At 67.0% G+C, this 25507-nt stretch carries 26 protein-coding genes and 1 pseudogene; 14 read left to right on the top strand and 13 right to left on the bottom strand.

Annotated elements, in window-relative coordinates; all coding sequences use genetic code 11:
- Window positions 1-155 precede the first annotated feature (155 nt).
- Window positions 156-566 (top strand): hypothetical protein, encoded by a 411-nt coding sequence (locus V2J18_RS12780; protein WP_064749464.1) that lies wholly within the window; start codon window positions 156-158, stop codon window positions 564-566.
- Window positions 567-1463: 897 nt separating this feature from the next.
- Here the strand turns inward: V2J18_RS12780 and V2J18_RS12775 are convergent.
- From V2J18_RS12775 to V2J18_RS12715, 13 genes and pseudogenes are all read right to left on the bottom strand, one after another.
- Window positions 1464-1916, bottom strand: coding sequence for a DUF2214 family protein (locus V2J18_RS12775; RefSeq protein ID WP_064749462.1), 453 nt, complete (start codon window positions 1914-1916; stop codon window positions 1464-1466).
- Window positions 1917-2100: 184 nt separating this feature from the next.
- Complete coding sequence (locus V2J18_RS12770) at window positions 2101-2697, bottom strand: cysteine dioxygenase family protein (RefSeq protein ID WP_064749461.1); 597 nt, start codon at window positions 2695-2697, stop codon at window positions 2101-2103.
- Entirely contained in the window at window positions 2694-3851 is a 1158-nt protein-coding gene (gene metX / locus V2J18_RS12765; protein ID WP_064749460.1) for a homoserine O-acetyltransferase MetX, read from the bottom strand. Before metX ends, V2J18_RS12770 begins: the two co-directional genes overlap by 4 nt.
- Window positions 3852-4029: 178 nt before the next feature.
- Complete coding sequence (locus tag V2J18_RS12760; RefSeq protein WP_336133108.1) at window positions 4030-5031, bottom strand: tetratricopeptide repeat protein; 1002 nt, start codon at window positions 5029-5031, stop codon at window positions 4030-4032.
- 41 nt (window positions 5032-5072) lie between these two features.
- Window positions 5073-5516: a cytochrome c-type biogenesis protein gene (locus V2J18_RS12755; protein WP_064749496.1), complete on the bottom strand. Its 444-nt coding sequence runs from the start codon at window positions 5514-5516 to the stop codon at window positions 5073-5075.
- Between the two features lie 176 nt (window positions 5517-5692).
- A complete protein-coding gene (locus tag V2J18_RS12750) occupies window positions 5693-6238 on the bottom strand; it encodes a DsbE family thiol:disulfide interchange protein (RefSeq protein WP_064749459.1) in 546 nt (181 codons plus the stop codon).
- Between the two features lie 159 nt (window positions 6239-6397).
- A pseudogene (locus V2J18_RS12745) lies at window positions 6398-8302 on the bottom strand (heme lyase CcmF/NrfE family subunit); the annotation flags it as partial.
- A gap of 219 nt (window positions 8303-8521) precedes the next feature.
- Entirely contained in the window at window positions 8522-8989 is a 468-nt protein-coding gene (ccmE, locus tag V2J18_RS12740; protein ID WP_064749458.1) for a cytochrome c maturation protein CcmE, read from the bottom strand.
- The gene (gene ccmD, locus V2J18_RS12735; RefSeq protein ID WP_336131956.1) at window positions 8986-9153 is read right to left on the bottom strand and encodes a heme exporter protein CcmD; all 168 of its coding nucleotides are present in this window, start codon (window positions 9151-9153) and stop codon (window positions 8986-8988) included. The genes ccmE and ccmD overlap by 4 nt, the downstream gene beginning before the upstream one ends.
- Window positions 9153-9911 carry a heme ABC transporter permease CcmC gene (ccmC, locus tag V2J18_RS12730; RefSeq protein WP_336131955.1) on the bottom strand — a complete coding sequence of 253 codons (759 nt, stop codon included), beginning with the start codon at window positions 9909-9911 and terminating at the stop codon, window positions 9153-9155. The genes ccmD and ccmC overlap by 1 nt, the downstream gene beginning before the upstream one ends.
- An 88-nt stretch (window positions 9912-9999) precedes the next feature.
- The gene (ccmB, locus tag V2J18_RS12725; protein WP_064749456.1) at window positions 10000-10719 is read right to left on the bottom strand and encodes a heme exporter protein CcmB; all 720 of its coding nucleotides are present in this window, start codon (window positions 10717-10719) and stop codon (window positions 10000-10002) included.
- Window positions 10716-11360: a heme ABC exporter ATP-binding protein CcmA gene (gene ccmA, locus V2J18_RS12720; protein ID WP_064749455.1), complete on the bottom strand. Its 645-nt coding sequence runs from the start codon at window positions 11358-11360 to the stop codon at window positions 10716-10718. Before ccmA ends, ccmB begins: the two co-directional genes overlap by 4 nt.
- An 88-nt stretch (window positions 11361-11448) precedes the next feature.
- On the bottom strand, window positions 11449-11922 hold the full coding sequence (locus V2J18_RS12715; RefSeq protein ID WP_064749454.1) for a DUF3293 domain-containing protein: 474 nt from the start codon (window positions 11920-11922) through the stop codon (window positions 11449-11451).
- Between the two features lie 254 nt (window positions 11923-12176).
- Here V2J18_RS12715 and V2J18_RS12710 point away from each other — a divergent pair, with 254 nt between their 5' ends.
- The 13 genes from V2J18_RS12710 to V2J18_RS23160 all read left to right on the top strand — a co-directional run bounded on the left by V2J18_RS12710 (window position 12177) and on the right by V2J18_RS23160 (window position 25419).
- A complete protein-coding gene (locus tag V2J18_RS12710) occupies window positions 12177-13325 on the top strand; it encodes a pyridoxal phosphate-dependent aminotransferase (RefSeq protein ID WP_064749453.1) in 1149 nt (382 codons plus the stop codon).
- Between the two features lie 408 nt (window positions 13326-13733).
- Window positions 13734-14156 (top strand): hypothetical protein, encoded by a 423-nt coding sequence (locus V2J18_RS12705; protein WP_064749452.1) that lies wholly within the window; start codon window positions 13734-13736, stop codon window positions 14154-14156.
- An 85-nt stretch (window positions 14157-14241) separates the two neighbouring features.
- Complete coding sequence (locus V2J18_RS12700) at window positions 14242-15297, top strand: VirB8 family type IV secretion system protein (RefSeq protein WP_336131954.1); 1056 nt, start codon at window positions 14242-14244, stop codon at window positions 15295-15297.
- Window positions 15298-15329: 32 nt separating this feature from the next.
- Window positions 15330-16064, top strand: coding sequence for a TrbG/VirB9 family P-type conjugative transfer protein (locus V2J18_RS12695; protein WP_425606109.1), 735 nt, complete (start codon window positions 15330-15332; stop codon window positions 16062-16064).
- Complete coding sequence (locus V2J18_RS12690) at window positions 16061-17305, top strand: TraB/TrbI/VirB10 family type IV secretion system protein (RefSeq protein ID WP_064749449.1); 1245 nt, start codon at window positions 16061-16063, stop codon at window positions 17303-17305. Before V2J18_RS12695 ends, V2J18_RS12690 begins: the two co-directional genes overlap by 4 nt.
- 22 nt (window positions 17306-17327) lie before the next feature.
- Window positions 17328-18365, top strand: coding sequence for a P-type DNA transfer ATPase VirB11 (gene virB11 / locus V2J18_RS12685; RefSeq protein WP_064749448.1), 1038 nt, complete (start codon window positions 17328-17330; stop codon window positions 18363-18365).
- A gap of 178 nt (window positions 18366-18543) precedes the next feature.
- Window positions 18544-19395 carry a lytic transglycosylase domain-containing protein gene (locus V2J18_RS12680; protein WP_186442649.1) on the top strand — a complete coding sequence of 284 codons (852 nt, stop codon included), beginning with the start codon at window positions 18544-18546 and terminating at the stop codon, window positions 19393-19395.
- 85 nt (window positions 19396-19480) lie between these two features.
- A complete protein-coding gene (locus tag V2J18_RS12675; protein ID WP_075575250.1) occupies window positions 19481-19840 on the top strand; it encodes a TrbC/VirB2 family protein in 360 nt (119 codons plus the stop codon).
- The gene (locus V2J18_RS12670; protein ID WP_064749446.1) at window positions 19833-20144 is read left to right on the top strand and encodes a VirB3 family type IV secretion system protein; all 312 of its coding nucleotides are present in this window, start codon (window positions 19833-19835) and stop codon (window positions 20142-20144) included. Before V2J18_RS12675 ends, V2J18_RS12670 begins: the two co-directional genes overlap by 8 nt.
- Before the next feature lie 135 nt (window positions 20145-20279).
- Window positions 20280-22736, top strand: coding sequence for a VirB4 family type IV secretion/conjugal transfer ATPase (locus V2J18_RS12665; RefSeq protein ID WP_064749445.1), 2457 nt, complete (start codon window positions 20280-20282; stop codon window positions 22734-22736).
- A gap of 60 nt (window positions 22737-22796) precedes the next feature.
- Window positions 22797-23567, top strand: coding sequence for a DUF4141 domain-containing protein (locus V2J18_RS12660; RefSeq protein WP_064749444.1), 771 nt, complete (start codon window positions 22797-22799; stop codon window positions 23565-23567).
- A gap of 100 nt (window positions 23568-23667) precedes the next feature.
- Window positions 23668-24861, top strand: a complete 1194-nt coding sequence (locus tag V2J18_RS12655; protein ID WP_336131953.1) for a TrbL/VirB6 family protein — start codon at window positions 23668-23670, stop codon at window positions 24859-24861.
- A 69-nt stretch (window positions 24862-24930) separates the two neighbouring features.
- Window positions 24931-25419, top strand: a complete 489-nt coding sequence (locus tag V2J18_RS23160; protein ID WP_425606010.1) for a DUF4189 domain-containing protein — start codon at window positions 24931-24933, stop codon at window positions 25417-25419.
- The last annotated feature ends 88 nt before the right edge of the window (window positions 25420-25507 follow it).

The raw sequence follows: 25507 nt of genomic DNA, 5'->3' as shown, positions 1-25507 counted from the left end.
CGCGTCGCGCGCTTTCGCGCCGCTTCGGGCCGGCTTCGTCGTAATGGGGCTGTCGCCGGGCGGCGGCGGGTTCGATGCTGAAGCGATGGGCGATCCGGCCGGCAGCGGCGGATCGCGTTCGTCGCTTACCTGTCTGTTTCGCATCGGAGGTCGCCATGCGCGCGCAGTGGCTGTTGTGGTGTTCGTGTCTGGTTCTGGCGGCGTCGAATGCGCGCGCAGAATCCCCGACCGTGTCCTTGTTCAACGACACCGCGCAGAGCGTGCGCGAGTTGTGGATCGCGCCTGCCGGCAGCGAGGAATGGCGCCGGATCGCATTGCCCCTGAGCGGTTTGGCGGCCGGCGCCGAACAAACGCTGCGCTTGAGCGCGCCGCCCGGCGGCTGCGTATTCGACCTGCGCTTCGACCTGCGCCGAGGCTGGAATTTCCTGCATCGCGGCGTGGATTTCTGCCGCTTCGACACGTATCGCTTGGGCCGATACCTGCGCGGCAAGTCCCCGCCGCGGCCGGTGGCCCTGCGCGACGAGCGGCCGCGGGTGCAGGGCGTGGCGGCTCAGCCTGCGGACTGAACCCGGCGCGCGCCGCTGCGTTTGTAGGAGCGGCGCGAGCCGCGACGACCGCAGCGGTGGACGCAAGCGGGGTATCTGCAGGCTGGGACATTCGGAACAAAGCTCCGGCGCTCGACGATTTGAGTTTCGTTCGGCGGTGCTTTCGACTGTCGCATCGTTTGTCGCGGCTTACGCCGCTTCTACAGGGGAGGATGGCGGCCGGAGGGTATCGGTGCCTTGCCGCCGCGCACGCTACCGCGTTTGTAGGAGCGGCGTGAGCCGCGACGACCGCAGCGGTGGACGCAAGCGGGGTATCCGCAGGCCGGACCATCGGTACAAAGCTCCGGCGCTCGACGATTTGAGCTTCGTTCGGCGGTGCTTTCGACCGTCGCTTCGGTTGTCGCGGCTTACGCCGCTCCTACAGGGGAGGATGGCGGCCGGAGGGTATCGGTGCCTTGCCGCCGCGCACGCTTCCGCGTTTGTAGGAGCGGCGTGAGCCGCGACGACCGCAGCGGTGGACGCAAGCGCGGTATCCGCAGGCTGGGACAGTCGGGACAAAGCTCCGGCGCTCGACGATTTGAGCTTCGTTCGGCGGTGCTTTCGACCGTCGCTTCGGTTGTCGCGGCTTACGCCGCTCCTACAGGGGAGGATGGCGGCCGGAGGGTATCGGTGCCTTGCCGCCGCGCACGCTTCCGCGTTTGTAGGAGCGGCGCGAGCCGCGACGACCGCAGCGGTGGACGCAAGCTGGGTATCCGCAGGCCGGACCATCGGGACAAAGCTCCGGCGCTCGACGATTTGAGCTTCGTTCGGCGGCGCTTTCGACCGTCGCTTCGGTTGTCGCGGCTTGCGCCGCTCCTACAGGGGGCGATGGCCTCTGTAGGGAACCGATGCCGGCGGCGACGCCCGCGATGACGCGGCTCAGAACCCGCCGTAGCGCGCCATGGCCGCGGCGAGCACGAACACCGCGCCGAGCAGCACCAGTTCGAAGCGCACGATGGCGCGCATCTTGGCCACGTCGGCGGCCTCGGGCAGGAAGGCGGGGTTGGCGCCCAACGCCTTGCGCCAGCGCAGAAAGCGCACGGTCGGCAGGATCGACAGCAGGCCGACCAGGACGAACGCGCCGAGCTTGGCGTGGAACCAGGGGTTGTGCAGATAGAAGTCGGGGCCCTTGACGCCGAACCACAGCCGCCCCAGGCCGATCGCCAGCAACAGTCCGGCGCAGCCGCCGTAACCGGCGTCGAGCTTGGCCAGACGTTGCAGCACGCCGCCGTCGAGCGGGCCGCGCAGCAGCACCGATTCGGCGACCAGCATCGCGACCAGGGCGAACACAAGCAGGTGATGGGCGGCGGCGAGCAGCAGATCGTTGAGCATGGCGGAGCCTGGTTGGCTGAGGCGGATCGCGATCTTCGCGGCGGGCCGGCGAGCGGGCCGCTGCGGGATGTCGCGCCGCCCGGGCGGGCGAAACCAGCGGCAGTCTGCGCGTGAGTGGAGCGTGCGCAGAAGGCGCGCGGCGCGGTCGAGCGTGCGGCGCGACCGGCTTACCGGCCGCGCAGGCTCAGGCCGCTTCGTCGGTGGCCAGGGTGCGGTCGACGCGGCGAAACCATTCGCCCTCGCGCGGGACGAACATCGAACAGCATTCCATCGGCGCCTTGTAGATGTGCAGCGACACCGCGACCGAGTCGTTGCTGGCGTTGCGGATGGTGTGGTACTCGTGCGGCGGAATCAGGCTGCCGGCGCTGCCGGGACCGGCATGCATGCCGCCGGCGGCGCGGAAGCGGAAATTCTCGCCGTTGCGTTCGAGCAGCTCGTACTGGGTGATTTCCAGCTCGCCGTCCCACACGCCTTCCACGCACCACAGGCCGCTGTGGTCGTGCATCGGCGTGCCCTGGCCGGGGCCCCAGGTCATCGCGACCACGCTGTAGCCCAGGTCGGGGCTGCGGTAGATTTCGCGCCGCGCGTAATGGTCGTCGATCGGCTCGAACACGCACTCGGGCAGGTGCACGTCGCGGTCGCGGATCATCTTGCACAAGGTGTTGCGCAGGGCCGCGGTGACGGCATGTTCGTCGCCGGCGTTGACGGCGTCGTCGATTGCGGCGACCAGTTTGTCGTGGCCGGGAAAGTCGAGGTCGGGCAGGGCGTCGGTGGCGTTCATGCCGGCGATTCTACGCCGGTCCGCAGCTGGGCGAGAAATCCGCCGACCGCCGGTCCGAAACGGCCGATGTCGACCAGGAAGGCGTCGTGGCCCTGCGGCGATTCCAGCGGCAGAAACTGTGCGTCGGCGCCGCCGGCGCGCAGGCCGTCGGCGATTTCCTGCTGCTGCTGCAGCGGGAACAGGATGTCGGTGTGGACGCCGATCGCCAGGGCCTTCTCGACCCGGATCGCAGCCAGGCCGCGGCGCACCCGTTCATCGTTGTCGAGGCCCGCGCCGTCGCAGTAGTCGCCGAGGTCGAACCAATCCATCGAGCGGCTCAGGTACAGATAGCAGTTCGGGTCGAACCGACGCACGAATCGACGCGCATGGCCTTCCAGGTAGCTTTCCACTTCGAACTCCAGGCCGAAGGGCTCTTCCTCGGCGCGGTCGGAATCCAGCCGCACCCGGCCGAAGCGGCCGTCCCATTCCAACGCCGAACGGTAGGTGATGACGCCGAGCTTGCGCGCCATGCGCATGCCCGACTCGGGATAGTGGGCGTCGTCGTAGCGCCCCTGGTTCCACTGCGGGTCGAGCCGGATCGCTTCGCGCTGCAGCGAGCGGATCGCGATCGAGAACGGCAGCGCGCGCGCGGCGCCGGAGATATTGATGTGGGCGCGGGCCAGGCCGGGATGGCGGATCAGCAGCGCCAGCGCGGTCATGCCGCCCATCGAATTGCCGATCACGCAGGCCAGGCGCTCGATGCCGAGCGCGCGCACCACGTGCGCGGCGGCGTCGGCGCCGTCTTCCACCGACAGTTCGGGAAAACGCAGTCGGTAGGGGGCGCCGGTGGCGGCCTCGATCGAGGCCGGGCCGGTCGAGCCCTTGCAACTGCCCAGCGAATTCACGCAGATCACGAACCAGTGTTTGCTGTCGATCGGCTTGTCGGGACCGAGCATGGCCTCCCACCAGCCCGGCTCCGGGTTGGCGGCGTTGGCGGCGGCATGGGCGTCGGGCGACAGGCCGGTGACGATCAGGATCGCGTTGTCGCGCTCGGCATTGAGCTCGCCCCAGGTTTCGTAGGCGATGCGGGCGCCGTACAGGGCGCCGCCGCGCTTCATCGGAAACGGCGAGGGCAGGTCGATGTGGCGGGTGCCGGGCGGAATGAATTCGGTCATGCCTGAAACTCGTCTGGCCGGTGGAGCCGGTGTCCTTGGAGGGCGACGGCGGGCGTCGGCGAGTGCGCGAGGCCGGCCGCAGCGCAGGGTAAACCATCGCCGCCGGACGCGCTGCGCGCCGGCGCGATTCTGTGCCTGGCGCAGCAGTGGCGCTGCGCCGCCGGTCGTGCGTCGCGGCTCACTCGATGGCGCGGTCGATGCGCAGCACGATTTCTGCGGCGTTGCCGCGCACCTGGACCACCATCGGCGCCGACGCGAGGTCGCCGGTTTGCGGCATGGCGTTGCCGCTGGCGGAGATCCGCGCCAACACCTGCACCCGTTCGAGCTGGGACAGCTTGGCGGTCGGCATCGGGCTGTCGCCGTCGTCGAGCACGACCTGCACCGGGAACTTCGTCGCCGCGAGCTTTTCCACCGCGACCGGCATCGGCCGGCCGTCGGCCTGGCGCGCGAGCACGAACAGGCTGGCGCCGGCGGGCACGCGCGCGGCCAGGGCCGGCGCCAGTTCGACCTTGATCTTCAGCCCCGGCGGCGCGGCGGCGGCCGGCGCCGGCAGCGGCGGCAGGCCGGCCTCCTGGCGTGCGCCGTTGATCTGTTCCAGCAGGCTGGCGGCGGTGCCGGCATCGACCACGCCCAGCAGCGGTTCCCAGGTCTGCGCCGCTTCGGCCGGATGCTTGCCCTGGCGGTGGGCGATGCCGAGGAACCAGCGCGCGCGCTGGTGCATCGGCTGTTGCTTGAGGGCGTGCTGCAGCATGCGCACCGCTTGTGCGTCGAAGCGGCGGTCGTCGGTCGCCAGCGCGCGCGCTTCGGCGGCCTCGGCGAGCAGGTCCGGGTTGTCGGGCGCCAGCGCCACCGCGCGCGCATAGGCGTCGCGCGCCTTTTGGGTCTGGTTTTCGGCGGTGTAGGCGCTGCCGAGCAGGCGCCAGCCTTCGATCTGGCGCGGATCGCGCTGCAACTCGGCTTCGAGCTGGACGATCGCGTCGGCCAGGGTCTGCGGCGGCCTGCTTTGCTGCGGATCGAGCGCGCGCGGGGCGCCGATCGCCAGATAGATCGCCAGCGTCGCCAACCCCAAGGCCAGGCCGAGGCCGGCGCCGAGCAGCGGCCGGGCGCGCCACAGCGGATACAGGGTGATGCCGAGCCCGAGCACCACCAGCAGCGCCGCGGCCGCGACGAACATCGACATCGACGCGGACCCCATCGCCACGGCGCTCACCATTCCCGCGCTCACCATTCCTGCTCCTCGTCGCTGCGCGCGTCGGCGGGCGCGCTCGCGTTGCGGCGCCCGCGCGCCAGGCGCGCGACGGCGAAACCGCCGGCCAGCAGCACCAGCGCCGGACCGAACCACAGCAGCCAGGTCTTGGATTCGACCTGCGGCCGGTACAGCACGAACTCGCCATAACGCGCGACCAGGAACTGTTTGATCTGGGCGTCGTCCTGGCCTTGGCGCATCAGGGTCAGCACTTCGCGGCGCAAGTCGCGGGCGATCTGCGCGTTGGAGTCGGCCAGCGATTGGTTCTGGCACATCACGCAGCGCAGTTCGGCGACCAGGGCATGGAAGCGGCGCTCTTCGGCGTCGTCATGGAAGCTCAGCGGCGCCGGGTCGTTGGCGGGCTGGGCGAGCAGCGGGGCGCTCACGACCAGGCTCAGAGCGAGGGCGACGGTCGCCAGGAGTCGGCGCGGACGGGACAAGGCGACAGCGCCGTCAGATGCCTCTCGCCCCCCTTTTTTCGGAAGGGGCCGCAGGGCGAGAGAGAACGCCGATGCCGGCGAGCGCACCGTTGCGCTTCTCCCCCCTTCGAGAAAGAGGGGCGCGGAGGATTCGCTCAGGGGCGCCGTCGCCAGCTTCATCGCGTCTTCTCGACTTCGTCCAGCATCGGCAGCAACTGTTCGGCGACGACCTTGTCGGTCAGCGGGCCGACGTATTTCCAGCGCACGATGCCGCGCGCGTCGACCAGGAAGGTTTCCGGCGCGCCGTAGATGCCCCAGTCGATCGCCGACTTGCCGTCGTAGTCGGTGACGACGATCCAGTACGGATTGCCGTACTGCTCCAGCCAGCGCAGCGCGTCGGCGTGTTCGTCCTTCCAGTTGAAGCCGAGCACGCGCACGCGCTTGGTTTCGGCGAAGCGGGTCAGCACCGGATGCTCGTCGCGGCAGGCCGGGCACCAGCTGCCCCAGACATTGAGCAGGTAGGGCGCGCCGCGCAATTCGTCGGACGACAGCAGACGCCCGGCTTCGTGCAGCACCGGCAGCGAGAATGCCGGCGCCGGCTTGCCGATCAGCGGCGAGGGCAGGGCCTCGCGGTTGGGATTGCGGCTCAGCCACACGCCCGCGGCGAGCAGGACGGCGAGGGCGGCGAATACGGCCAGCGGCAGCCAGCGGCTCTTGTTCATCGGTCAATCTCCATCGTCCGCAGCGCCGGACGTGTCGGCATACGGCCCGTCGTCGGTGCGGCGGTGACGCTCGTGTTCGAAAAAGGCCTCCGGGCCGTGGGCCGTGGCCAGCGCGCCCGGCGCGCCGCGGGCCGGCTTCGGCGCTTGCGCCAGCGCGGGACGGAAGCGTCGATCGGCCGCGGCGACGAAACCGCCCAGCATCATCAACAGCGCGCCGGCCCAGACCCAGCGAACGAACGGCTTGACGTGCACGCGCACGGCCCAGGCGCCGTTGCCCAACGATTCGCCCAGGGCGACGTACAGATCGCGGGTCAGGCCGCGTTCGATCGCGGCCTCGGTCATGACCTGGCCGCCGCTGGCGTAGGCGCGCTTCTCCGGATGCAGCACGGTCAGCTCGCGGCCGCCGTCGAACACGGTGACGGTGCCGTAATCGGCCTCGTAGTTCGGTCCGACCCGGTGCGCGACCCGGTCGAAACGGAACGCATAACGGCCCAGGTCGACGCTTTGGCCCGGGGCCAGCGCGACTTCGCGTTGCACGCTCAGGCCTTCCACCAGCAGCGCACCGACCAGGAACACGGCCACGCCGAGATGGGCCAGGGTCATGCCCAACATCTCCGCGGTGTAGCGGGTGCCGTCGCCGCGCAGGCGGGTCCAGACGAAGCACAGAGTGCCGGCGCCGACCCAGACCGCGCCGCCCACGCCGGCGGCGACCTTCCACGCCCCTTGCGGAGCGAGGAAGAAGGCGCCGATCGCCGCGCCGAGGGCCAGCCCGAGCCAGGGAACCAGCATCGCCAGCGGCCGCGCCGGTTGCTCACGCTGCCATCGGAACAGCGGACCGAACGGCAGCAGCAGCACCAGCGGCGTCATCAACAACAGGAACATCAGCGCGAAGTACGGCGGGCCGACCGAAATCTTGCCCAGCTCCAGCGCGTCGGCCAGCAGCGGATACAAGGTGCCCAGCAGCACCATCGCGCAGGCGGTGGTCAGCAGCAGGTTGTTGAGCAGCAACAGGGTCTCGCGCGAGGACGCCTGGAACGGTTTGCCCGGGTCCTCGTCCGACGAAGGCGCGCGCAGCGCGTACAGCAGCAGCGAGCCGCCGATCACCAGGCCGAGGAACACCAGCACGAACAGGCCGCGCGAGGGATCGGCGGCGAAGGCGTGCACGCTGGTCAGCACCCCGGATCGGACCAGGAAGGTGCCGAGCAGGGACAGCGAGAATGCCGCGATCGCCAGCAGCAGGGTCCAGCCGCGGAAGCTGCCGCGCTTCTCGGTCACCGCCTGCGAATGCAGCAGCGCCGCGCCGGCCAGCCAGGGCATGAAGCTGGCGTTCTCGACCGGGTCCCAGAACCACCAGCCGCCCCAGCCCAGCTCGTAGTAGGCCCACCACGAGCCCAGGGCGATGCCCAGGGTGAGGAAGGCCCAGGCGATGTTAGTCCAGGGCCGGGTCCAGCGCAGCCAGCGCGCGTCTACCTTGCCGTCGAGCAGGGCCGCGATCGCGAACGCGAACGGCACCGCGAAGCCGACGTAGCCGATGTAGAGCATCGGCGGGTGGATGATCAGGCCCGGGTCTTGCAGCAAGGGATTGAGATCGCGGCCTTCGGCCACCGCCGGCAGCAGGCGCGCGAACGGATTGCTGGTGAAGATCAGGAAGGCGAGGAAGCCGACGCTGACCACGCCCATCACCGCCAGCACGCGCGCGATCACCGGCGCCGGCAGCGCGCGCGAGCACCGCGCCACCGCGCCGGTCCACAACGCCAGCACCAAGGCCCACAGCAACAGCGAGCCCTCGTGCGCGCCCCACACCGCGGAGTAGCGATAGCCCATCGGCAGCAGACTGTTGCTGTTCTCGGCGACGTAGCGCAGGGAGAAGTCCTGGACCACGAAGGCGTGGGTCAGGATGACGAAGGCCAGGCCGACCAGCAGCAATTGCGCGTAAGCGGCCGGACGCGCGATCGCCATCCACGCGCCGATGCCGCGCTGGGCGCCGAGCATCGGCAGCACCGCCTGCACCAGCGACACCAACAGAGCGAGGATCAGGGCGATCTGGCCGAGTTCAGGCAGCATGGAGCGGCTCGCTGGACGGAGTGAGGCGTGAGGCGGTCGTTGCCGAGGCAGCAACAGCAGCAGCGAATTCTGTACGCCCCCACTTTTTCAAAAGGGGGCGGGGGGCGGGAAAGCGCGAAGAAATTCGTACGTCCACGTCCACGCCGATGCTTTTGCTGTTCCCCCCGTGGAAAAAGGAGGGCAAGGGGGAGTCGCCTGTGATCCGATCCAGCGCCGCCATCAACGCGCCGTCTCCTTCCCGCCCGGCGCCGCGACGTCGTGCTTCTGGTGCGCCTTGCCCATCTTGTCGGCGACTTCCTTGGGCATGTAGGTCTCGTCGTGCTTGGCGAGGATTTCCTCGGCGACGAAAGCGTCGCCCTGCATGCGGCCGGTGGCGACCACCGCCTGCTTCTCGCGGAACAGGTCCGGCAGGATGCCGCGGTAACGCACCGCCAGCTCGGCATCGCCGTCGGTGACCCGGAACTGCGAGTCCAGGGTGCCCTGGGTGCGCTGGAACGAGCCGGCCGCGACCATGCCGCCCAGGCGGAAGCGCTTGGCGTCGCCGGCGTCGCCGCGCAGCACTTCGCTGGGCGTGTACAGGTACGCGATGTTGCGCTGCAGGGCGGTGGCGACCAGGGCGGTGGCCACGCCGGCGGCGGCGACCAGGCCGAGCACCCACAGCAGGCGGCGGCGACGGGCGGGATTCATCGGCTCAGTTCTCCGCTGCGGGGGCGCGCGGCCGCGGCGCGCGCGGCGCGCGCGCGGGCCTGGCGCAACTCGCGCCGCACCTGCCAATGGCCGGCGACGAAGTCCCAGCCCAGGACGACGACGAAGACCGCATAGGCGGCGACGATATAGGACAGGTATTCCATCAGCGCGTTTCCTCGCCGGCGCCGGCCAGTTCGGCGACCCAGGCCTTGCCGCGCTCGCGGCGCAGATTGTCGGCGCGGGCGCGGGTCAGCAGCGCGCCGACGAACCACAGCTTGGTGCCGATCAGCATCAACACCAGCGGCATCATCATGCTCGCGTCCAGGCTCGACTTGCCGAGCAGGCGGATGGTCTGGCCCTGGTGCAGCGAGTTCCACCATTCCACCGAGTAACGGATCACCGGCAGCAGGGCGACCCCGACGATGGCCAGCAGGCCCGCCGCGCGCGCGGCCGCGCGGCGGTCGTCGATGGCCTGGTAGAGGCCGATCACGCCCAGGTACAGGAACAGCAGGATCAGCTCGCTGGTCAGACGCGGGTCCCAGTCCCACCAGGTGCCCCACATCGGCTTGCCCCAGATCGAACCGGTGGCCAGGGTGATGACGGTGAAGCCGGCGCCGATCGGCGCGCAGGCCATGGCCAGGACCTCGCACAGTTTGATCCGCCAGACCAGGGCGATGCCGGCGTACACCGCCATCAGCGCGAACACCGCCATGCTCATCCAGGCGCTGGGCACGTGAATATAAAGAATGCGGAAGCTGTCCTTCTGCTGGTAGTCGGCCGGCACTTGGAACAGGGCCCCGTACAGCCCCCAGGCCATGACCAGCAGGCCCAGGCCGTAGGCCCACGGCGCCCAGCGCGCGGCGAAGCGGTCGAAGTAGGGCGGCGAACCGAGTTGATGGAACCAGCGGACGATGGGATTCATTCAGCGGTTTCGGCGTCCAGGCCCGCCCTTGCGGGCCGGACGGTTGGGGCGCGCCGGTGTGGCCGGCGCGCGGGATCGGTTCACGGCCTCAGGTCAGCGCGATGCGGATCGCCGTCGCGGCCGCCAGCGGCGCCAGCAACAGCGCTATCGCCAGGCCCGCAGCCAGGATCAGCAGGGCGCCGACCGGGTCCAATCCCTGGGCCGAGGCAGCCACGCTGCCGGCGCCGAACACCAGCACGGGAACGTACAACGGCAACGCCAACAAGGCCAGGAGAATACCAGAGCGGCGCATCCCGACCGTCAGCGCGGCAACCACCGCGCCGAGCAAGCTCAGCAGCGGCGTGCCCAGAGCCAGCGAGGCCATCAGCACCGGCAATTGTTGCGCAGGCAGATACAGCAACTGCGCCAGCAGGGGCGTCGCCAGCAGCAGCGGCAGGGCGGTGGTGGCCCAATGCATGAAGGTGCGCACGGCGACCAGCCAGCTCAGCGGCACCGGCGCCAGCATCCATTGCTCCAGCGAGCCGTCCTCGGCGTCGCCGCGGAACAGGGTGTCGAGCGAGAGCAGGCCGGCGAGCAGGATCGCCAGCCACAGCACCGCCGCGGCGACCCGGGACAGGGCCTGTTTCTCGCCGCCCAGGGCCAGCGCGAACAGGGTCACCACCAGCAGCGCCAGCAGCGCCGGCTGGGCCGCGTCACCGCGCCGGCGCCAGAGCAGGCGCAGGTCGCGCAACAGCAGGGCGCGCGCGGCGGCGGCCAGGCCGGGCAGGGCGCGGTGATCGGGAATGGCGCTCGTGCCTGGGGCGCTCATGCCGCCTTCTCCAAGACCAGCATGCGGGTGCGCACCGGCGGCGCAGCGTAGGCGCCGTGGGTGGTGACCAGGGCCGCGCCGCCGTCGCGCAAGTGCGCCTGGACCATGCGGTTGACCAGTTCGATCCCGTCCAGGTCGAGGTTGGCGTAGGGCTCGTCGAGCAGCCACAGCGGCGCAGGCGAGGTCCACAGCCGCGCCAGCGACAGGCGCTTCTTCTGCCCAGCCGAGAGCTGGCGCGCCAGCGCGTCCTCGTAACCGGCCAGGCCGACGATCGCCAGCGCGTGCTCGGGCGACTGACTGGGGCGCCGGCCCTGCAGGCCGCACAGGAAGTTCAGGTTCTCCAGCGCGCTGAGGTCGGCCTTGAAGCCGGGCAGGTGGCCGAGATAGGCCATGGCGCGGGCGCGGTGGGCGGCGTCGGCGGGACGGCCGTCGAGTTCGATCCGGCCCCCGTCCGCGGGCAGCAGGCCGGCCAGCACCCGCAACAGCGTGGTCTTGCCGGCGCCGTTGTCGCCCTGGACCAGCAGGGCCTCGCCGGCGTCGACCGCGAAATCCAGCGGGCCGAACACCGGTTCGTCGTTGCGCGCGAAGCGCAGGGCGCGGGATTGCAGCAGCGGCGGGTGGGGATCGGGTGTGGACGTCATCGGCGGCGAGCGTGCGGCCGGCGGGGCCGCGGATCGCCCAGTTTATGCGAGTCGGCGCCCGGCCCAGCAGGGGGCGGTCGAGACGAGCTCAGGCGCCGACCCAGTCCGTGTAGTCCGAGCGCTCGGCATCCGCGGGGCGGGCGATCAGCATGCGCAGCCGGACCGGCTCGCCACGGCTCCAGGCCAGCACGCCGGCCTGGCCGAAGTCGCGCGCCAGGGCGTTGGCGGCGAAATCGTCGAGATCGGCCAGCAGCCAGCCCGGCTCGCGCCATTCGCCGGCCGCGTCTTGCGCCCAGGCGGCGTGACGTGGGATGCCGGCGGCTTCCAGGCGCGCGATCAGGCGCTCGTCGGCGGCGCGGTTGGCGCTCTCGGAGTGCGGCTCGGAGGCCGGGTTCCAGGCGCTGACGAACAGATAGCGCGCCGCCGGCCAGTAGGCCTCCAGATCGCCGGCCGGGCGTCCGACGCGCAAGGGCAGGGCGTCGCCGTCCAGCGCCACCGCGTACTCGGCGGCGGCGTAGGCGAGCGCCAGCTCGGCGGCATTGACGACCTGCAATTCGCGCATGAGCGCAGTGTCGGGCGGGGCGCGATGCAGCGCAAATCCGGCCGACGGGCGGCGCGGGCCGGGCCGGGCTGGTCGCGGAGCCGGTTCGTCCGCGGCGTGCTTGTCGGGGGCGGCTCGTCGGGGGCTGGTTTGTCCAGGGCTGCGCCGGCATACCGATATGAGCGCGAGGAATCGCTGACGCCTGCTGCGGTCTCACGTCCTGCAATCGCGATTTCGTACACTCGCGGTTTCCGTGTGCGGCCCCTGCCAGACCCATGACGCCCGAAACCAAGCTGCCCAAGGTCGGTACCACCATCTTCACCGTGATGTCGCAGCTCGCGCTCGAGCACCAGGCGGTCAATCTCGGCCAGGGCTTCCCCGACTTCGATGTACCCGCGCGTCTGGTCGACGCGCTCGCCCGGGCGATGCGCGAAGGCAAGAACCAGTACGCGCCGATGACCGGCATTCCGGCCCTGCGCCAGGCCATCGCCGCCAAGACCGAGCGCTGCTACGGCTACCGGCCCGACGCCGATGCCGAGATCACCGTCGTTTCCGGTGCCAGCGAGGCCATCTTCGACGCGGTGCAGGCGGTGGTGCGGCCGGGCGAGGAGGTGATCGTGCTGGATCCGTGCTACGACAGCTACGAGCCGGCGATCGATCTGGCCGGCGGCCGCGCCGTGCACGTGCCGCTGGACCCGCAGACCTTCGCGGTCGACTGGGAGCGGGTGCGCGCCGCGGTCACGCCCAGGACCCGCTTGCTGATGATCAACTCGCCGCACAACCCCTCCGGGGCCATGTTCGACGCCGACGACATCGTCCGCCTGAGCGAGCTGCTGCGCGATACCGGCATCTATCTGTTGTCCGACGAGGTCTACGAACACATCGTCTTCGACGGCCGCCGCCACGAATCCGTGCTGCGTTACCCGGAACTGCGCGAACGGGCCTTCGTCGTGTCCAGCTTCGGCAAGACCTACCACTGCACCGGCTGGAAGATCGGCTACTGCATCGCGCCGCCGGCGCTGTCGGCCGAACTGCGCAAAGTGCACCAGTACAACAGTTTCTGCAGTTTCGCCCCGGCGCAGTGGGCGTTCGCCGAGATGATCGAGGCCGAGCCGGAGCATTACCAACAGCTCGGCGCCTTCTACCAGGCCAAGCGCGACGCTTTCCGCGATCAGTTGCTGGGCACGCGGCTGCGTCCGTTGCCGGTGCCGGGCGGCTACTTCCAACTGGTCGATTACGCGCAGGTCAGCGACCTGGACGACGTCGCGTTCTGCCGTTGGCTGACGATCGAGAAAGGCGTGGCGGCGATCCCGTTGTCGCCGTTCTACGAAACCGCGCCGGCCGGGCAGCGCCTGGCGCGACTGTGTTTCGCCAAGAATCCGGCCACGCTGGATGCGGCGATCGAACGCCTGGCCCGACTTTGAGTAGCAACTCTAGATTGCACAAAAACTGCGTGACCACTTGCACACTGCTTTGACTTCGGTCTAACCTTCGCTTACGAGTGTCGGCAGACGCTCGAACGACGGTGCAGCCGTCTAGCAAGGGGGAGTTCATGGACAGAACGATCGTCATCCGCTGCGCGTTGCGCGCAGCCCGTATCTCGCGAACCGAAGCATCCGCGGCCGACGCCGTTCGCGTCGCCGCAAAAAATGTGTCTTCTGTCGCAGTTTCGTCCGCTCCTGTCCGGACAACCCAATTCCAACAATGACCGCGGCGACGCCGTCGCAGCGCCTGAATCCAGGCGCGGCCGGCGCCACCGCGGACTAACTCGTGCGTCAGCTCATTACCTAGCCGGGGAAAGCGTGAGACATACAACTGCAACCAGCCCTCGTTTGTGGACCGCGATTCTGCTGGCGACCGCGCTGGCCGGGTGCGCCACAAGGCCCGCGCCGGATTTCGGCGGCCGCTGGAAGCCGGTCAACCGGTATTCCGAGGCTCCGAGCGAAATCCCGCTGCACCAGTCCTATGTGTTCTATCCCTCGCCGATGGACGGGACGCTCAAGGCCATGCTCACCCGTTGGGCCCAGGACACGAGCATGCAGCTGGACTACCAGCACTACTCCGATTTCACCCTGCACCAGGGCGTGTCGACCATCAACAGCACCAGCCTGCCGGACGCGATCAGCCAGTTGAACACGGCTTACGCGGCGCAGGGCGTGGTGATCGCGCGCGAAGGCGACCGTATCGTGGTGCGCACGGCGCCGTCCGCGCCGGCGGCCGGCGGCGGCGGCGAGGCGGCCGGTCCGACGCCCTGATCCATCGACGGGCCCCTAGGCCCCAGGTACCGGCGAGGGAACGGTTCGGATGCCGTTCCGCCTTGTCGGCAACGATCGCATAGTGATGGATGCAGCCCAGATGTTCGGAAAAAAGCCCGTAACCCCGCAAATCGAAAATGCCGTCGCCAAGGCGGCCAACTACGAAGTCACCGTCGCCGACATCGCCCGCAAGAGCGAGCGCCGGGCCTGGATCGTCGCCTGGTGCTCGGTCGTGATGTCGCTGATCCTGGCCGGCGGCTACTTCTACTTCCTGCCGCTGAAGGAGAAGGTGCCCTACGTGGTGCTGGCGGACGCCTACAACGGCACCGCGACCGTGGCCCGCCTGGCCAACGACTTCACCAACCCTTCGATCGCCACCAGCGAGGCGATCAACAAGGCCAACATTTCCCAGTTCATCATGGCCCGCGAGTCGTACGACTACTCGCAAATCGGCCAGAAGGACTGGGGCACCGTGTTCGCCATGGCGGTCCCGCAGGTGACCAGCGGCTATTCGGCGTTGTTCAAGAACGACAACCCGAACAACCCGATCAACCTTTACGGCAAGAGCAAGACCCTGCGGGTCAAGATCCTCAGCATCCAGCTGCAGGGCGACAAGAACGTCGATTCGAAGGCCAAGGTGGCGACGGTCCGCTTCCAGCGCAGCGTCTACAACAAGGACTCCGGCGGCTCGACCCCGCTCGACAGCAAGATCGCCACGATCGAGTACCTGTACAAGTCGAACCTGAAGATGGATGAGCTCAACCGCTTGGCCAATCCGCTCGGCTTCCAGGTCATCGGCTACCGGGTCGACAACGACTACGCCGCCTCGCCGCCGATCGCGACCGAAAACTACGATCCCAACGCCGCGCCGCAGCCGGCCGCCGCGCCGCAGCCGCAGGGCTACCCGCAGCAGGCATATCCGCAGGGCTATCCGCCGCAGCCGGGCGCGCCCGCTCAGCCCGGCGCCGCCCCCGCGCAGCCCGGCGCCGCGCCGGCGGGCTATCCGCCCGGCACCGTGCCGCCGCAGCCGGGCCAGCCTGGCGCTCCGCTTCCCAACAACCCCGCCGCCAATCCGGCAATGACGCCGGCGGCCGCCCAAGCTGCACCGACTGGCAATGCGAATGGAGTCAGCAACCGATGAACTGCCTGCGTAAACATCGCCTGGCCGCCCTGATGTTCCTGGCGGTTTCCGGCCTCGCGCAACCCGCTTCGGCCCAGGTCATCCAGGAATACGAGTACGAGGCCAACCGGATCTACACGGTGCGCACCGGCCTGGGCATCACCACCCAGATCGAACTCAGCCCGAGCGAGAACATCCTCGACTACAGCACCGGCTTCAGCTCCGGCTGGGACCTGAGCCGTCGCGACAACGTGTTCTACATCAAGCCGAAGAACGTCGACGTCGACACCAACATGATGATCCGTACGAGCACCCACTCGTACATCTTCGAGTTGAAGGTGGTCGCCACCGACTGGCGCGTGCTCGAGCAGGCCAAACAGGCCGGCGTGCAGTACAAGATCAAGTTCGTCTACCCGAACGGCACCGAGTTCTCGAGCGCCAAGGAGGCCAAGCCCGAGGAACCGACCCCGGAGCTGAACACCACGCTCGACAAGAACCGCGTCTACAACTTCGACTACCAGTACTCGAGCCGCAAGAAGCAGTCCTGGCTGGTGCCGACCAACGTTTACGACGACGGCCAGTTCACCTACATCAAGATCAGCGGGCTGAAGTCGCTGCCGACCGGCAACTTTCCCGCGGTGTTCGGCCGCGAACGCGAAGGCAGCGAAGACTTCGTCGTCAACACCACGGTCCAGGACAACACGATCGTGGTGCACGGGACCTATCCCTACTTGATCATCCGGCACGGCAATAACGTCGTCGGTCTGCGCAGGAAGAAGCAGAAATGAGCCAGAACATTCCGCCCAACACGCCCGGCCAGCAGCCGGACGACAACAACGGCCAGCAGGGCGCTTACGGCTATGCCGGTGCCGGCGCCAACCCCTATTACGGCCAGCAGCAGGCCGCCGCGGCGCCGAACCTGGACGCCGGCGCGCCGATGCTCAAGTCGGCCGACGTGCAGAAGCTCAACCGTAAGGCGCTGCTGTTCCTCGGCGGCATCGTCCTGCTGCTGATCATCGCTGCGGTGTGGATGTTCAAGAGCGCGACCTCGGGCGACGACGACAAGAAGCCGGTCGAGGAAGAGGTGGTCAACATTCCGGAGCTGCCCAAGGCCGCGGCCGACAATGCGCCGCCGCTGCCGCCGGTCGAGCCGGTGCAGGAAATGCCGCCGCTGCCGATGGCCCAGGACCCGACGCCTCCGCCGATGGAAGAGCGCGAGCCGCAGCCGCAGGAAGAGCAGGGGCCGCGTCCGCCGTCGCTGCTCGAGCGTCGCATGGGCATGGTCGAAGGCGGCGGCTACGCCAGCGCCGGCGGCGGTTCCGATGGCGGCAACGACCCTTACGCGGCGGCCATGGCGGCCGCGGTGCAGGCCAACACGCCCGGCGGCGGCGCCAAGGCGCGCGACGAGCGCGACATGCCGACCAGCGCCCAGCCGCTATACAACCCGGACACGCTGCTGCTGCGCGGCACCTACATCCGTTGCGTGATGGAGACCCGCATCGTCACCGATATCCCGGGCTTCACCTCCTGCATCGTGACCGAGCCGACCTATTCGGTGAACGGCCGTCGTCTGCTGCTGCCGAAGGGCTCGAAGATCTCCGGCCGCTACCAGTCCGACAACATCACCGGGCCGCGCGTGTCGGTGATCTGGGACCGCATCACCACCCCGAACGGCATCGACGTGAACATGGCCAGCCCGGGCGTGGACAACCTGGGCGGCGCCGGCCATGTCGGCGACTACAACGCGCACTGGGGCAGCCGCATCGCCTCGGCCCTGCTGATCAGCCTGATCAGCGACGCGTTCAAGTACGCCGCCGCGGAGAATGGTCCGCGCTCGACCGAAGTCAGCACCAGCGGCAACATCGTCTCGACGCCGTACGAGAGCAACACCGCCGAAGCGATGGAGCGTCTGGCCAACCAGGCCCTGGACAAGAGCATCAACCGTCCGGCGACCGTGACCATCAACCAGGGCACGATCGTCAACGTCTACGTCGCCAAGGACGTCGACTTCTCGTCGGTGATGAGGTGAGCCGTTCGCGGCCGCAGTAACGATGGACGCAGACAATTCACCGATCGCGCAGGTTTCCAACGCGTTCCTGGAGTATCAGTACCAGGTGCTCGGCATCCTGGAGTACATGAACTCCCCGGACGTCACCGAAATCTGCATCAACCGGCCGGGCGAACTCTATCTGGAGACTCGCGCCGGCTGGAACCGGATCGAAGTGCCGAGCCTGACTTTCGAGCGGGCCCGGCAGTTCTGCACCGCGGTGGTCAACGAGAGCAACACCGGCCAGCGCATTACCGATGCCGACCCGGTGGTCTCGTTGACCTTTCCGACCGGCCAGCGCGCGCAGTTCGTGATCCCGCCGGCCTGCGACGCGGGCAAGGTGTCGATCACGATCCGATTGCCGTCCAAGCACAGCAAGACCCTGGCGCAGTACCAGGAAGACGGCTTCTTCAACCAGATCCTGGAAGGCGCGCACACCATCAGCGACCACGACCGGGAGCTGCTGGAGTTGCGCGCGCAGCGCAACTACGCCGATTTCTTCCGCAAGGCGGTGCAATACAAGAAGAATGTCGTCGTCGCCGGCGCCACCGGCAGCGGCAAGACCACCTTCATGAAGTCGCTGGTCGGCCATATTCCGCAGTACGAACGGCTGGTGACGATCGAGGACGCGCGCGAACTCTTCATCGAGCAGCCGAATGTGGTGCACTTGCTCTACTCAAAAGGTGGACAAAGCACCAGCAATGTCACGGCCAAGAGCTGCATGGAGGCCTGTCTGCGAATGAAGCCGGATCGGATCATCCTGGCCGAGCTGCGCGGCGACGAATCGTTCTACTTCATTCGTAACTGTGCCTCGGGCCACCCGGGATCGATCACCAGCTGTCACGCCGGCAGCACCGCGCAGACCTGGGATCAGCTCGCGCTGATGGTGAAGGCGTCCAACGAAGGGTCGGGGCTGGAGTTCGCGGTCATCAAGCGGCTGTTGATGATGACCATCGATATCGTGGTGCACATCAAGGCCCATGCGGGCCAGCGATACATCACCGGCATCGACTTCAACCCGGAGCGCGCCTTCGCCGAGTGAGGCGAGGACGCTGAACGGCCTGAACTGTGACACAGATGTGCACGGCCATTGACATTGCTGGCTCCAGAATGAATCATTGCTGCGTCAATGCGACTTGCGATAAGTCCTTCATTTCTGGAATGTTTGCAGGGGGTCGGCGCCACGGTCGGCACGGGGGGATCAAGGAATGTTGCCCGGAATTGAGTTGACGAACTGCACGGGCTTGGCCGTCCCGCACGAGGTGATGCAACACGTCGTGCGCGTGGAGTCCTCGTTCAATCCCTACGCCATCGGCGTGGTCGGCGGCCGCCTGGTCCGCCAGCCCAAGAACCTGTCCGAAGCCGTGGCCACCGCGCGCATGCTCGAGCGCCGCGGCTACAACTTTTCCCTCGGCGCCGCGCAGGTCAACCGCTACAACCTGGAAAAGTACGGCCTGGAGTCGTACGAGAAGGCTTTCGAGGTCTGCCCGAACCTGCAGGCCGGCTCCAAGATCCTGGCCGAGTGCTACAGCCGCTCCGGCTCGGACTGGGGCAAGTCCTTCAGTTGCTACTACTCCGGCAACTTCGTCACCGGTTTCCGGCACGGCTACGTGCAGAAGATCTACGCATCGATCAACAGGGCCGCTGCGGCCGAGTCCGACGGCCAGGCGATCGCCCTGGCCGGTGTGCCGGCCCCCGTTCAGCGCCGGGTCGGCAGCGCGCCGATGTCCGCCGCCGCCGCGACCGCCACCGCCCGCGGGGTCTACGCCCCCGGCCGGCAGAGCGGTCCGCAGCGCTTGGCGGCCGCTTTGGGCGTTGCCGCGCCGCTAGCGGCGCCGGCGCCGGTCATGGCCGCTGCCCCGACCCCGATGCCGTTACCTACGCCAGTGGTAGTGGGGCCCCAGCCTCCTGCCGCGGCGGTCCGACTTGCTCCGGCCGGTGCGGCCGCGGCCCAGCCGCAGCCCAACCAGCCGGTCAAGGTGATGCCGATGAACGCGGCCACGGCGGCTGCGCCTGTCGCTTCCGCGCCGGCAACGGCGGTTTCCCCGGGAGACCAGGCCTTCGTCTTTTGATTGTTGATGTCCTCCACCGACCCCGTAAGCGATACCGTTTTCCTCGACCACCACTGACCACTCGCTAAAAAGAAGGGATTTCTTCATGAATACCACCATCCTCAAGAATTTCGCTTCGGCCTTCGCCATGGCCGTCATGTTCGTCGCCCTGCTGGCTCTGCCGGAGCTGGCCTTCGCCCAGAACCCGGCCGAAGGCCGCGTCAAGGGCTTCCTCGACAACCTGAACGGCCTGCTGAACATCGCTTCGGTCGCGATCGTGACCATCGCCGTGATTTTCGCCGGCTACCAGATCGCCTTCGCCCACAAGCGCATCTCGGACGTCGCTCCGGTCCTGCTCGGCGGCTTCCTGATCGGCGCCGCGGCCCAGCTGGCCAAGATGGTGATCCCGGAAGACGTCGGCGCCGACCCGGGCATGATCCTGTCCGCCCTGTCGCTGTATGCATAAGAACGTACTGTTTCGCGGCTGCACGCGCCCGCCGATGTTCCTCGGCGTGCCGTACGTGCCGTTCGCGATCGGCGCGGGCACCAGCCTGCTGCTGACGTTCTACATCGACATGTTCTGCATCCTGCTGCTGCCGATCGTGATTTTCATCATGCGCCAGATGGCCCGGCGCGACGAGATGATCTTCCGGCTGCTCGGGCTGCGGCTGCAGTTCCGCATGCGGGTCCGCAACCTGCAGAAGAACGGCAGCATGTGGGTGTTCTCGCCGAACCTCTATCGCAACCCTGGCGAAAAGAGCAAGGCATAGTGCCGTAAACCGAACGCCATTGCGGCCCGCCGCAATGGCGTTCGGCGCAGTACCGCAGTCAGGTTCGGAACCTGCGACGGCCGAGGCCGGCGCGGGCTCCGCCCACTTCCCAATGCAGACACCAAGCGCCGCCACATGCTGAGTCCAGACGCTCCCATCAGCGAATTCATCCCGCTGTCCACCCATGTCTCGCCCACGGTGATCAAGACCACCGGCGGCGATTACATGCTGGTGTGGCACCTGGGCGGCCTGCCGTTCGTCGGCCGCGAGGAGTGGGAGCTGGAGCACCGGCACAACACTTTCAATCGCATGCTGCAGACGCTGCGCGCGCCGGATTTCACCAACGTCGCGTTCTGGGTCCACGACGTGCGCCGCAAGCGCCGGATCAAGACCGAGAGCAAGTTCGGCCAGACGTTCAACCAGCAGCTCTCCGACGGCTATTTCGCCTCGCTGTCGGGGCAGAAGCTGATGCAGAACGAGCTGTACCTGACGATGATTTACCGCCCGATCGTGTCGGGCAAGCGGCTGACCGAGAAGTCTTCGAACGTGCAGCAGCTGCAGGAACAGCAGGACCAGGCCATCGCCAAGGTGCTGGAACTGGCCAGCAACGTCGAAGCGGTGCTGAAGGACTACGCGCCGTACCGGCTGGGCATGTACGAAGCCAAGAACGGCGTGGTCTTCTCCGAGGCGTTGGAGTTCTTCGGCTACGTGCTCAACCGCATCGACGAGCCGGTGCCGGTGCTGCCGGCGCCGGTCTACAACTACCTGCCGGTCAGCCGCCACACCTTCGCCAGCAAGACCGGCGACTTCGTGGTCACCACGCCGACCGGGCAGAACCATTTCGGCGCGATCCTCAACGTCAAGGAATACACCGACGGTACCTACCCGGGCATCCTCAACGGCCTGAAGTACCTGGATTTCGAGTACGTGGTGACCCATTCGTTCAGTCCGATGGGCCGCCAGGACGCGCTCAAGGTGCTCGACCGCACCAAGGGCATGATGATCTCCTCCGGCGACAAGGCGGTCAGCCAGATCGTCGAGCTCGATTACGCGATGGACCAGCTCGCCTCGGGCAACTTCGTGCTCGGCGAGTACCACTTCAGCTTCACCGTGTATGCCGACAGCCAAGAAGCGCTGGCGCAGAACATCGCCATGACCCGCGCCGAGCTGTCCAACGCCGGCTTCGTCTCGGTCAAGGAAGACCTGGCCGTGACCGCCGCGTACTACGCCCAGTTCCCGGGCAACTGGAAGTATCGCACGCGCCTGGCCAACGTCAGCTCGCTGAACTTCCTCGGCCTGTCGCCGCTGCACAACTTCGCCACCGGCAAGAAAGAGAACAACCCCTGGGGCGAATGCGTCACCACGCTGCAGACCACCAACGGGCAGCCGTACTACTTCAATTTCCACGCCACCCATCCGGCCGAGAACTCGCTCGGCGAGAAGGCGATCGCCAACACCATGGTGATCGGCAAGTCCGGTACCGGTAAGACCGCGCTGATCAACTTCCTGCTCAGCCAGGTGCAGAAGCTGCAGCCGGTGCCGACGATCTTCTTCTTCGACAAGGACCGCGGCGCTGAGATCTTCGTCCGCGCCTGCGGCGGCAACTACCTCGCCCTCGAGAACGGCCAGCCCACCGGCTTCAACCCGTTCCAGTGCGAGAACACCGAAACCAACGTCCAGTTCCTGTCGGACCTGATCAAGGTGCTGGCCGGCAAGACGGTGTACTCGGCGCGCGAGGAGGAAGACATCTTCCGCGCGGTCGAGAACATCCTCGATACGCCGATGCACCTGCGCAGCATGACCAACCTGCAGAAGAGCCTGCCCAACATGGGCGACGACGGCCTGTATGCGCGGCTGCGCAAGTGGACCGCGGGCAATTCGCTGGGCTGGGTGTTCGACAATCCGGTCGACACGATCAACCTCGAGAAGGCCAGCATCATCGGCTTCGACTACACCGACGTGATCGACAACGTCGAAGTGCGCGTACCGGTGATCAACTACTTGCTGCACCGGCTGGAAGAGCTGATCGACGGCCGCCCGCTGATCTACGTCATGGACGAATTCTGGAAGATCCTCGACGGCGGCGGCGCGCTCAAGGAATTCGCCAAGAACAAGCAGAAGACCATCCGTAAGCAGAACGGCCTGGGCATCTTCGCCACCCAGAGCCCGGAAGACGCGCTGGCCAGCGACATCTCGGCCTCGCTGATCGAGCAGACCGCGACCTTGATCCTGCTGCCCAACCCGAACGCCAGCCGCGAGGACTACATCGAAGGCCTCAAGCTCACCGACGCCGAGTACCAGGTGGTCAAGAGCCTGGACGAGCGCTCGCGTTGCTTCCTGGTCAAGCAGGGCCACGCCGCGACCGTCTGCCAGTTGAACCTGCGCGGCATGGACGACGCGCTGGCGGTGATCTCCTCGTCGACCGACAACATCGAGATCATGCACCAGGTGGTGGAGAAAGCAGCGCACAAGGCCGGCGTGGCGGCGGACGATCTCAGTCCCGACGCCTGGCTGCAGGATTTCTACGACAACCGCAAGGGCTCGGGCAAGGGCGGCGCGAAGAGCGCTTCGCCTAGCCGGTCCGCCGCTTAATCACGCGATCACCTTGAACCGCAACGTCAAGCGCGACTACGAGATCAGGAGAAAAGGAAGATGAAGACCATGAATGCCAAGCAGGCGATGAAGAAGAACCTGGCCGTTGCGGTCCTGGCGGCAGGCTGCGTCCTCGGTATCGGCAGCGCCAACGCGCAGTGGGTGGTGACCGACCCGGGCCACACCATCCAGAACATCGTTACCCAGATCAAGGGTTTCGCCGAGCGCTACGGCCAGCACATCAAGGAATACACCAAGCTGCAGCAGCAGGTTCAGCACTTCCAGCAGCAGGTCATTCAGATCTCCAGCATGCTGCAGAGCATCGGCATGCCGACCCAGCAGCCCTGGGCCGAGATCAGCAACAGCGAGCGCAACAAGCGCATCACCGACCGCTGCTCGACCGGCGGCGGCGGCCTGCTCGGTTCGCTGGCCAGCGTCTTCAAGCTCAACCCGAACGGCGACCTGGCCGAGCAGCAGAAGCAGATCTGCGCCAACATCGTCACCGCCAAGGTCGACAAGTACAACTACACGGTGCGCTTCGCCACCCAGACCCTGCCGCAGATCGAAAAGCAGATCAAGGATCTGGAATCGCAGCGCAAGCAGAACAACAAGCAGGGCAACCTGGAAACCGTCGCCAACGACTCCACCCGCCTGGCCAACAGCATGAGCGCCAGCTTCCAGATCTATCAGGGTCAGATGCAGGCGTACGACAACTACGTGCTGCAGATGGAAGACGAGCAGCGCGAGCTGGTCAAGACGGCGATGAAGGGCCGCAACGACATCCTGGGCTCGGTGTTCAAAGGCGTCGCGCTCGACAAGGCGTTGAACTGATAACGGCGCAAGCCATGGGGCATGGAACGTGCCGGGACCTTCCGGCACGGCGTTATGGATGCACTAGACCGGGGTAATCGACCCTAGGGGATGTGGCGGCATGAACAAGGCATTCGAAATTTTCAGCGGTTTGCAGGGCAGCCTGATGGGCTGGCTGGCGCCGCGCGTCGATTCGATCGGGGACTTCATCTTTTTCCGATTGATCCTCAAGTACCTCCGCAAGGAGATCAACAAGTTCGGCGTCGAGATGATGGGCAACGCGATGGAGTGGGCCGGCGGCATTGCCCTCACCTTGCTGACCCTGTGGATCTTGATCCAGGGCTACCGCATCGCTACCGGCCAGTCGCGCGACTCGATGATGGCCCTGGTGACCAACTCGCTGCGCGCCACCCTGATCGTCGGTGCGGCCACGACCATGGCCATGTTCGGCACCCCGGTGCAGAAATTCCTGAGCGAAGACGTCAAGCAGGAAATCCACTGGGTGGTCACCGGCGACAACACCAAGCCGGAGGACGCGATCGACGAGAGCCTGGGCTGGATGCAGGTCGCCTGGTCGAGCATCGACATGCTCGACGTGATGGACGACAAGGTCCTCGACGACCAGAAGACCCGGGCGATGTGGTTCGTCGGCGTCGGCGCCGGCGGCCCCGCGGTGACGGCCGGCATCTCGCTCCTGCTGTACGAGATCGCCATGGCCTTGTTCATCGGCTTCGGGCCAATATTCATCCTGTGTTTGCTGTTCGACCAGACAAAGCAGCTGTTCAGCAAGTGGCTGTACTATGGCATCGGAACGATGTTCTCGATGGCGGTGCTCAGCGCGATGATTTCGATCTCGCTGAAGATGGTGACCAAGGTCGCACTCGCGTTCTGGGGCTCGGCCCTGGCCGGCAAGCTGATCGGTTTGAACGTGACCGACGGCATGTCCAGTCAGGCCCTGCAGCAGGGCGGTCTGGGCCTGATCCTGTCGATCCTGATCATCAGCGCACCGCCGATGGCCGCAATGTTCTTCCAAGGCGTGTTGGGTCAGTTCAGCAGCTACAACAACTTCGCGGCGGGCGCTCAGCAATCGGCCTCGCCGGGCGGCGGGATTCCGCCGAGCTATCGTCAAGAGAGTAGCTACTCTCCCTCGTCGTATGCTCCCAACAATCCCTCGTACGAAGCGGGCGGGGGAGGGCGCGTGACTCCTGGTGGTGGACCCAATATGGGTGGGGGGCCGAATATGGTCGGAAGCAGGGTCAGTGGCACCCCGAATGTTGCACATCAAGATACGGTTAAGACGGGAGCGCGAGAATAGGTACTCCGGGTCGCTAGTCCTGCAACTGGGTTAGTGACTTCAACTTAGTCGAGGTAAAGGAGTCTACCGATGCGTGTTTTGGTCGCGGCAGTGCTTTTAGGGTGCATGGGAGGGGCATATGCTCAATGTCCAGCGGGCATTCCCAACACGCCAGGTTGTATTCCACCGGATGGCCCTGGCTGGCGACATAACATGCCTGCTCAGCAGCCAGCACCTCAAACCGCTCCGCGCCCCAAGCAGTGGTCTTCTCGTTGGGGGGCTATAGCGGTAGACGACAGCAATAGCAGTGTCGGCACTTCGGTTCAGGCCGCGAGCAAGCGAGGTGCGGAACAGGAGGCAATGGCTGTATGCGGCAGGGCGGGCGGTAATGGCTGCCGAATCGTTCTTGCCTACCAAAACCAATGTGGCGTGCTCGCTTGGGGCTACGACTATTACGCTACAGCACGCGGCCCTTCTGTTTTGGAAGCATCGAAAATAGCGATTTCTGAATGCAGTAAGTCCACTAAAGATTGCAAGATTTCGTACTCCGATTGCTCCCTTCCAGTCCGGGCAAACTGATCTCAGGAACTAACATCTTCTGATTCTCTTCGGCAACGATAGCGATGCTGCCATGTAGTGCAGAAATCGGCTTCTGATAGACAACGGC

Origin of the sequence: Lysobacter firmicutimachus (assembly GCF_037027445.1) — a bacterium.
Taxonomy (GTDB): domain Bacteria; phylum Pseudomonadota; class Gammaproteobacteria; order Xanthomonadales; family Xanthomonadaceae; genus Lysobacter; species Lysobacter firmicutimachus.
Note: the sequence above shows the minus strand (reverse complement) of the source record. Positions and strands in the feature narration are given on the sequence as shown.

What these genes read in the sequence shown, in the direction of transcription:
- V2J18_RS12760 (WP_336133108.1), bottom strand. Translation starts at nt 5,031, where the DNA reads ATGTCGATGTTCGTCGCGGCCGCGGCGCTGCTGGTGGTGCTCGGGCTC.
- V2J18_RS12655 (WP_336131953.1), top strand. Translation starts at nt 23,668, where the DNA reads ATGAACAAGGCATTCGAAATTTTCAGCGGTTTGCAGGGCAGCCTGATG.
- ccmA (WP_064749455.1), bottom strand. Translation starts at nt 11,360, where the DNA reads ATGACGTCCACACCCGATCCCCACCCGCCGCTGCTGCAATCCCGCGCC.
- V2J18_RS12670 (WP_064749446.1), top strand. Translation starts at nt 19,833, where the DNA reads ATGCATAAGAACGTACTGTTTCGCGGCTGCACGCGCCCGCCGATGTTC.
- metX (WP_064749460.1), bottom strand. Translation starts at nt 3,851, where the DNA reads ATGACCGAATTCATTCCGCCCGGCACCCGCCACATCGACCTGCCCTCG.
- V2J18_RS12710 (WP_064749453.1), top strand. Translation starts at nt 12,177, where the DNA reads ATGACGCCCGAAACCAAGCTGCCCAAGGTCGGTACCACCATCTTCACC.
- V2J18_RS12775 (WP_064749462.1), bottom strand. Translation starts at nt 1,916, where the DNA reads ATGCTCAACGATCTGCTGCTCGCCGCCGCCCATCACCTGCTTGTGTTC.
- V2J18_RS12660 (WP_064749444.1), top strand. Translation starts at nt 22,797, where the DNA reads ATGAAGACCATGAATGCCAAGCAGGCGATGAAGAAGAACCTGGCCGTT.
- V2J18_RS23160 (WP_425606010.1), top strand. Translation starts at nt 24,931, where the DNA reads ATGCGTGTTTTGGTCGCGGCAGTGCTTTTAGGGTGCATGGGAGGGGCA.
- V2J18_RS12675 (WP_075575250.1), top strand. Translation starts at nt 19,481, where the DNA reads ATGAATACCACCATCCTCAAGAATTTCGCTTCGGCCTTCGCCATGGCC.
- V2J18_RS12750 (WP_064749459.1), bottom strand. Translation starts at nt 6,238, where the DNA reads ATGAACAAGAGCCGCTGGCTGCCGCTGGCCGTATTCGCCGCCCTCGCC.
- V2J18_RS12690 (WP_064749449.1), top strand. Translation starts at nt 16,061, where the DNA reads ATGAGCCAGAACATTCCGCCCAACACGCCCGGCCAGCAGCCGGACGAC.
- V2J18_RS12700 (WP_336131954.1), top strand. Translation starts at nt 14,242, where the DNA reads ATGGATGCAGCCCAGATGTTCGGAAAAAAGCCCGTAACCCCGCAAATC.
- V2J18_RS12665 (WP_064749445.1), top strand. Translation starts at nt 20,280, where the DNA reads ATGCTGAGTCCAGACGCTCCCATCAGCGAATTCATCCCGCTGTCCACC.
- V2J18_RS12715 (WP_064749454.1), bottom strand. Translation starts at nt 11,922, where the DNA reads ATGCGCGAATTGCAGGTCGTCAATGCCGCCGAGCTGGCGCTCGCCTAC.
- ccmB (WP_064749456.1), bottom strand. Translation starts at nt 10,719, where the DNA reads ATGAGCGCCCCAGGCACGAGCGCCATTCCCGATCACCGCGCCCTGCCC.
- V2J18_RS12770 (WP_064749461.1), bottom strand. Translation starts at nt 2,697, where the DNA reads ATGAACGCCACCGACGCCCTGCCCGACCTCGACTTTCCCGGCCACGAC.
- virB11 (WP_064749448.1), top strand. Translation starts at nt 17,328, where the DNA reads ATGGACGCAGACAATTCACCGATCGCGCAGGTTTCCAACGCGTTCCTG.
- ccmE (WP_064749458.1), bottom strand. Translation starts at nt 8,989, where the DNA reads ATGAATCCCGCCCGTCGCCGCCGCCTGCTGTGGGTGCTCGGCCTGGTC.
- V2J18_RS12695 (WP_425606109.1), top strand. Translation starts at nt 15,330, where the DNA reads ATGTTCCTGGCGGTTTCCGGCCTCGCGCAACCCGCTTCGGCCCAGGTC.
- V2J18_RS12780 (WP_064749464.1), top strand. Translation starts at nt 156, where the DNA reads ATGCGCGCGCAGTGGCTGTTGTGGTGTTCGTGTCTGGTTCTGGCGGCG.
- ccmC (WP_336131955.1), bottom strand. Translation starts at nt 9,911, where the DNA reads ATGAATCCCATCGTCCGCTGGTTCCATCAACTCGGTTCGCCGCCCTAC.
- ccmD (WP_336131956.1), bottom strand. Translation starts at nt 9,153, where the DNA reads ATGGAATACCTGTCCTATATCGTCGCCGCCTATGCGGTCTTCGTCGTC.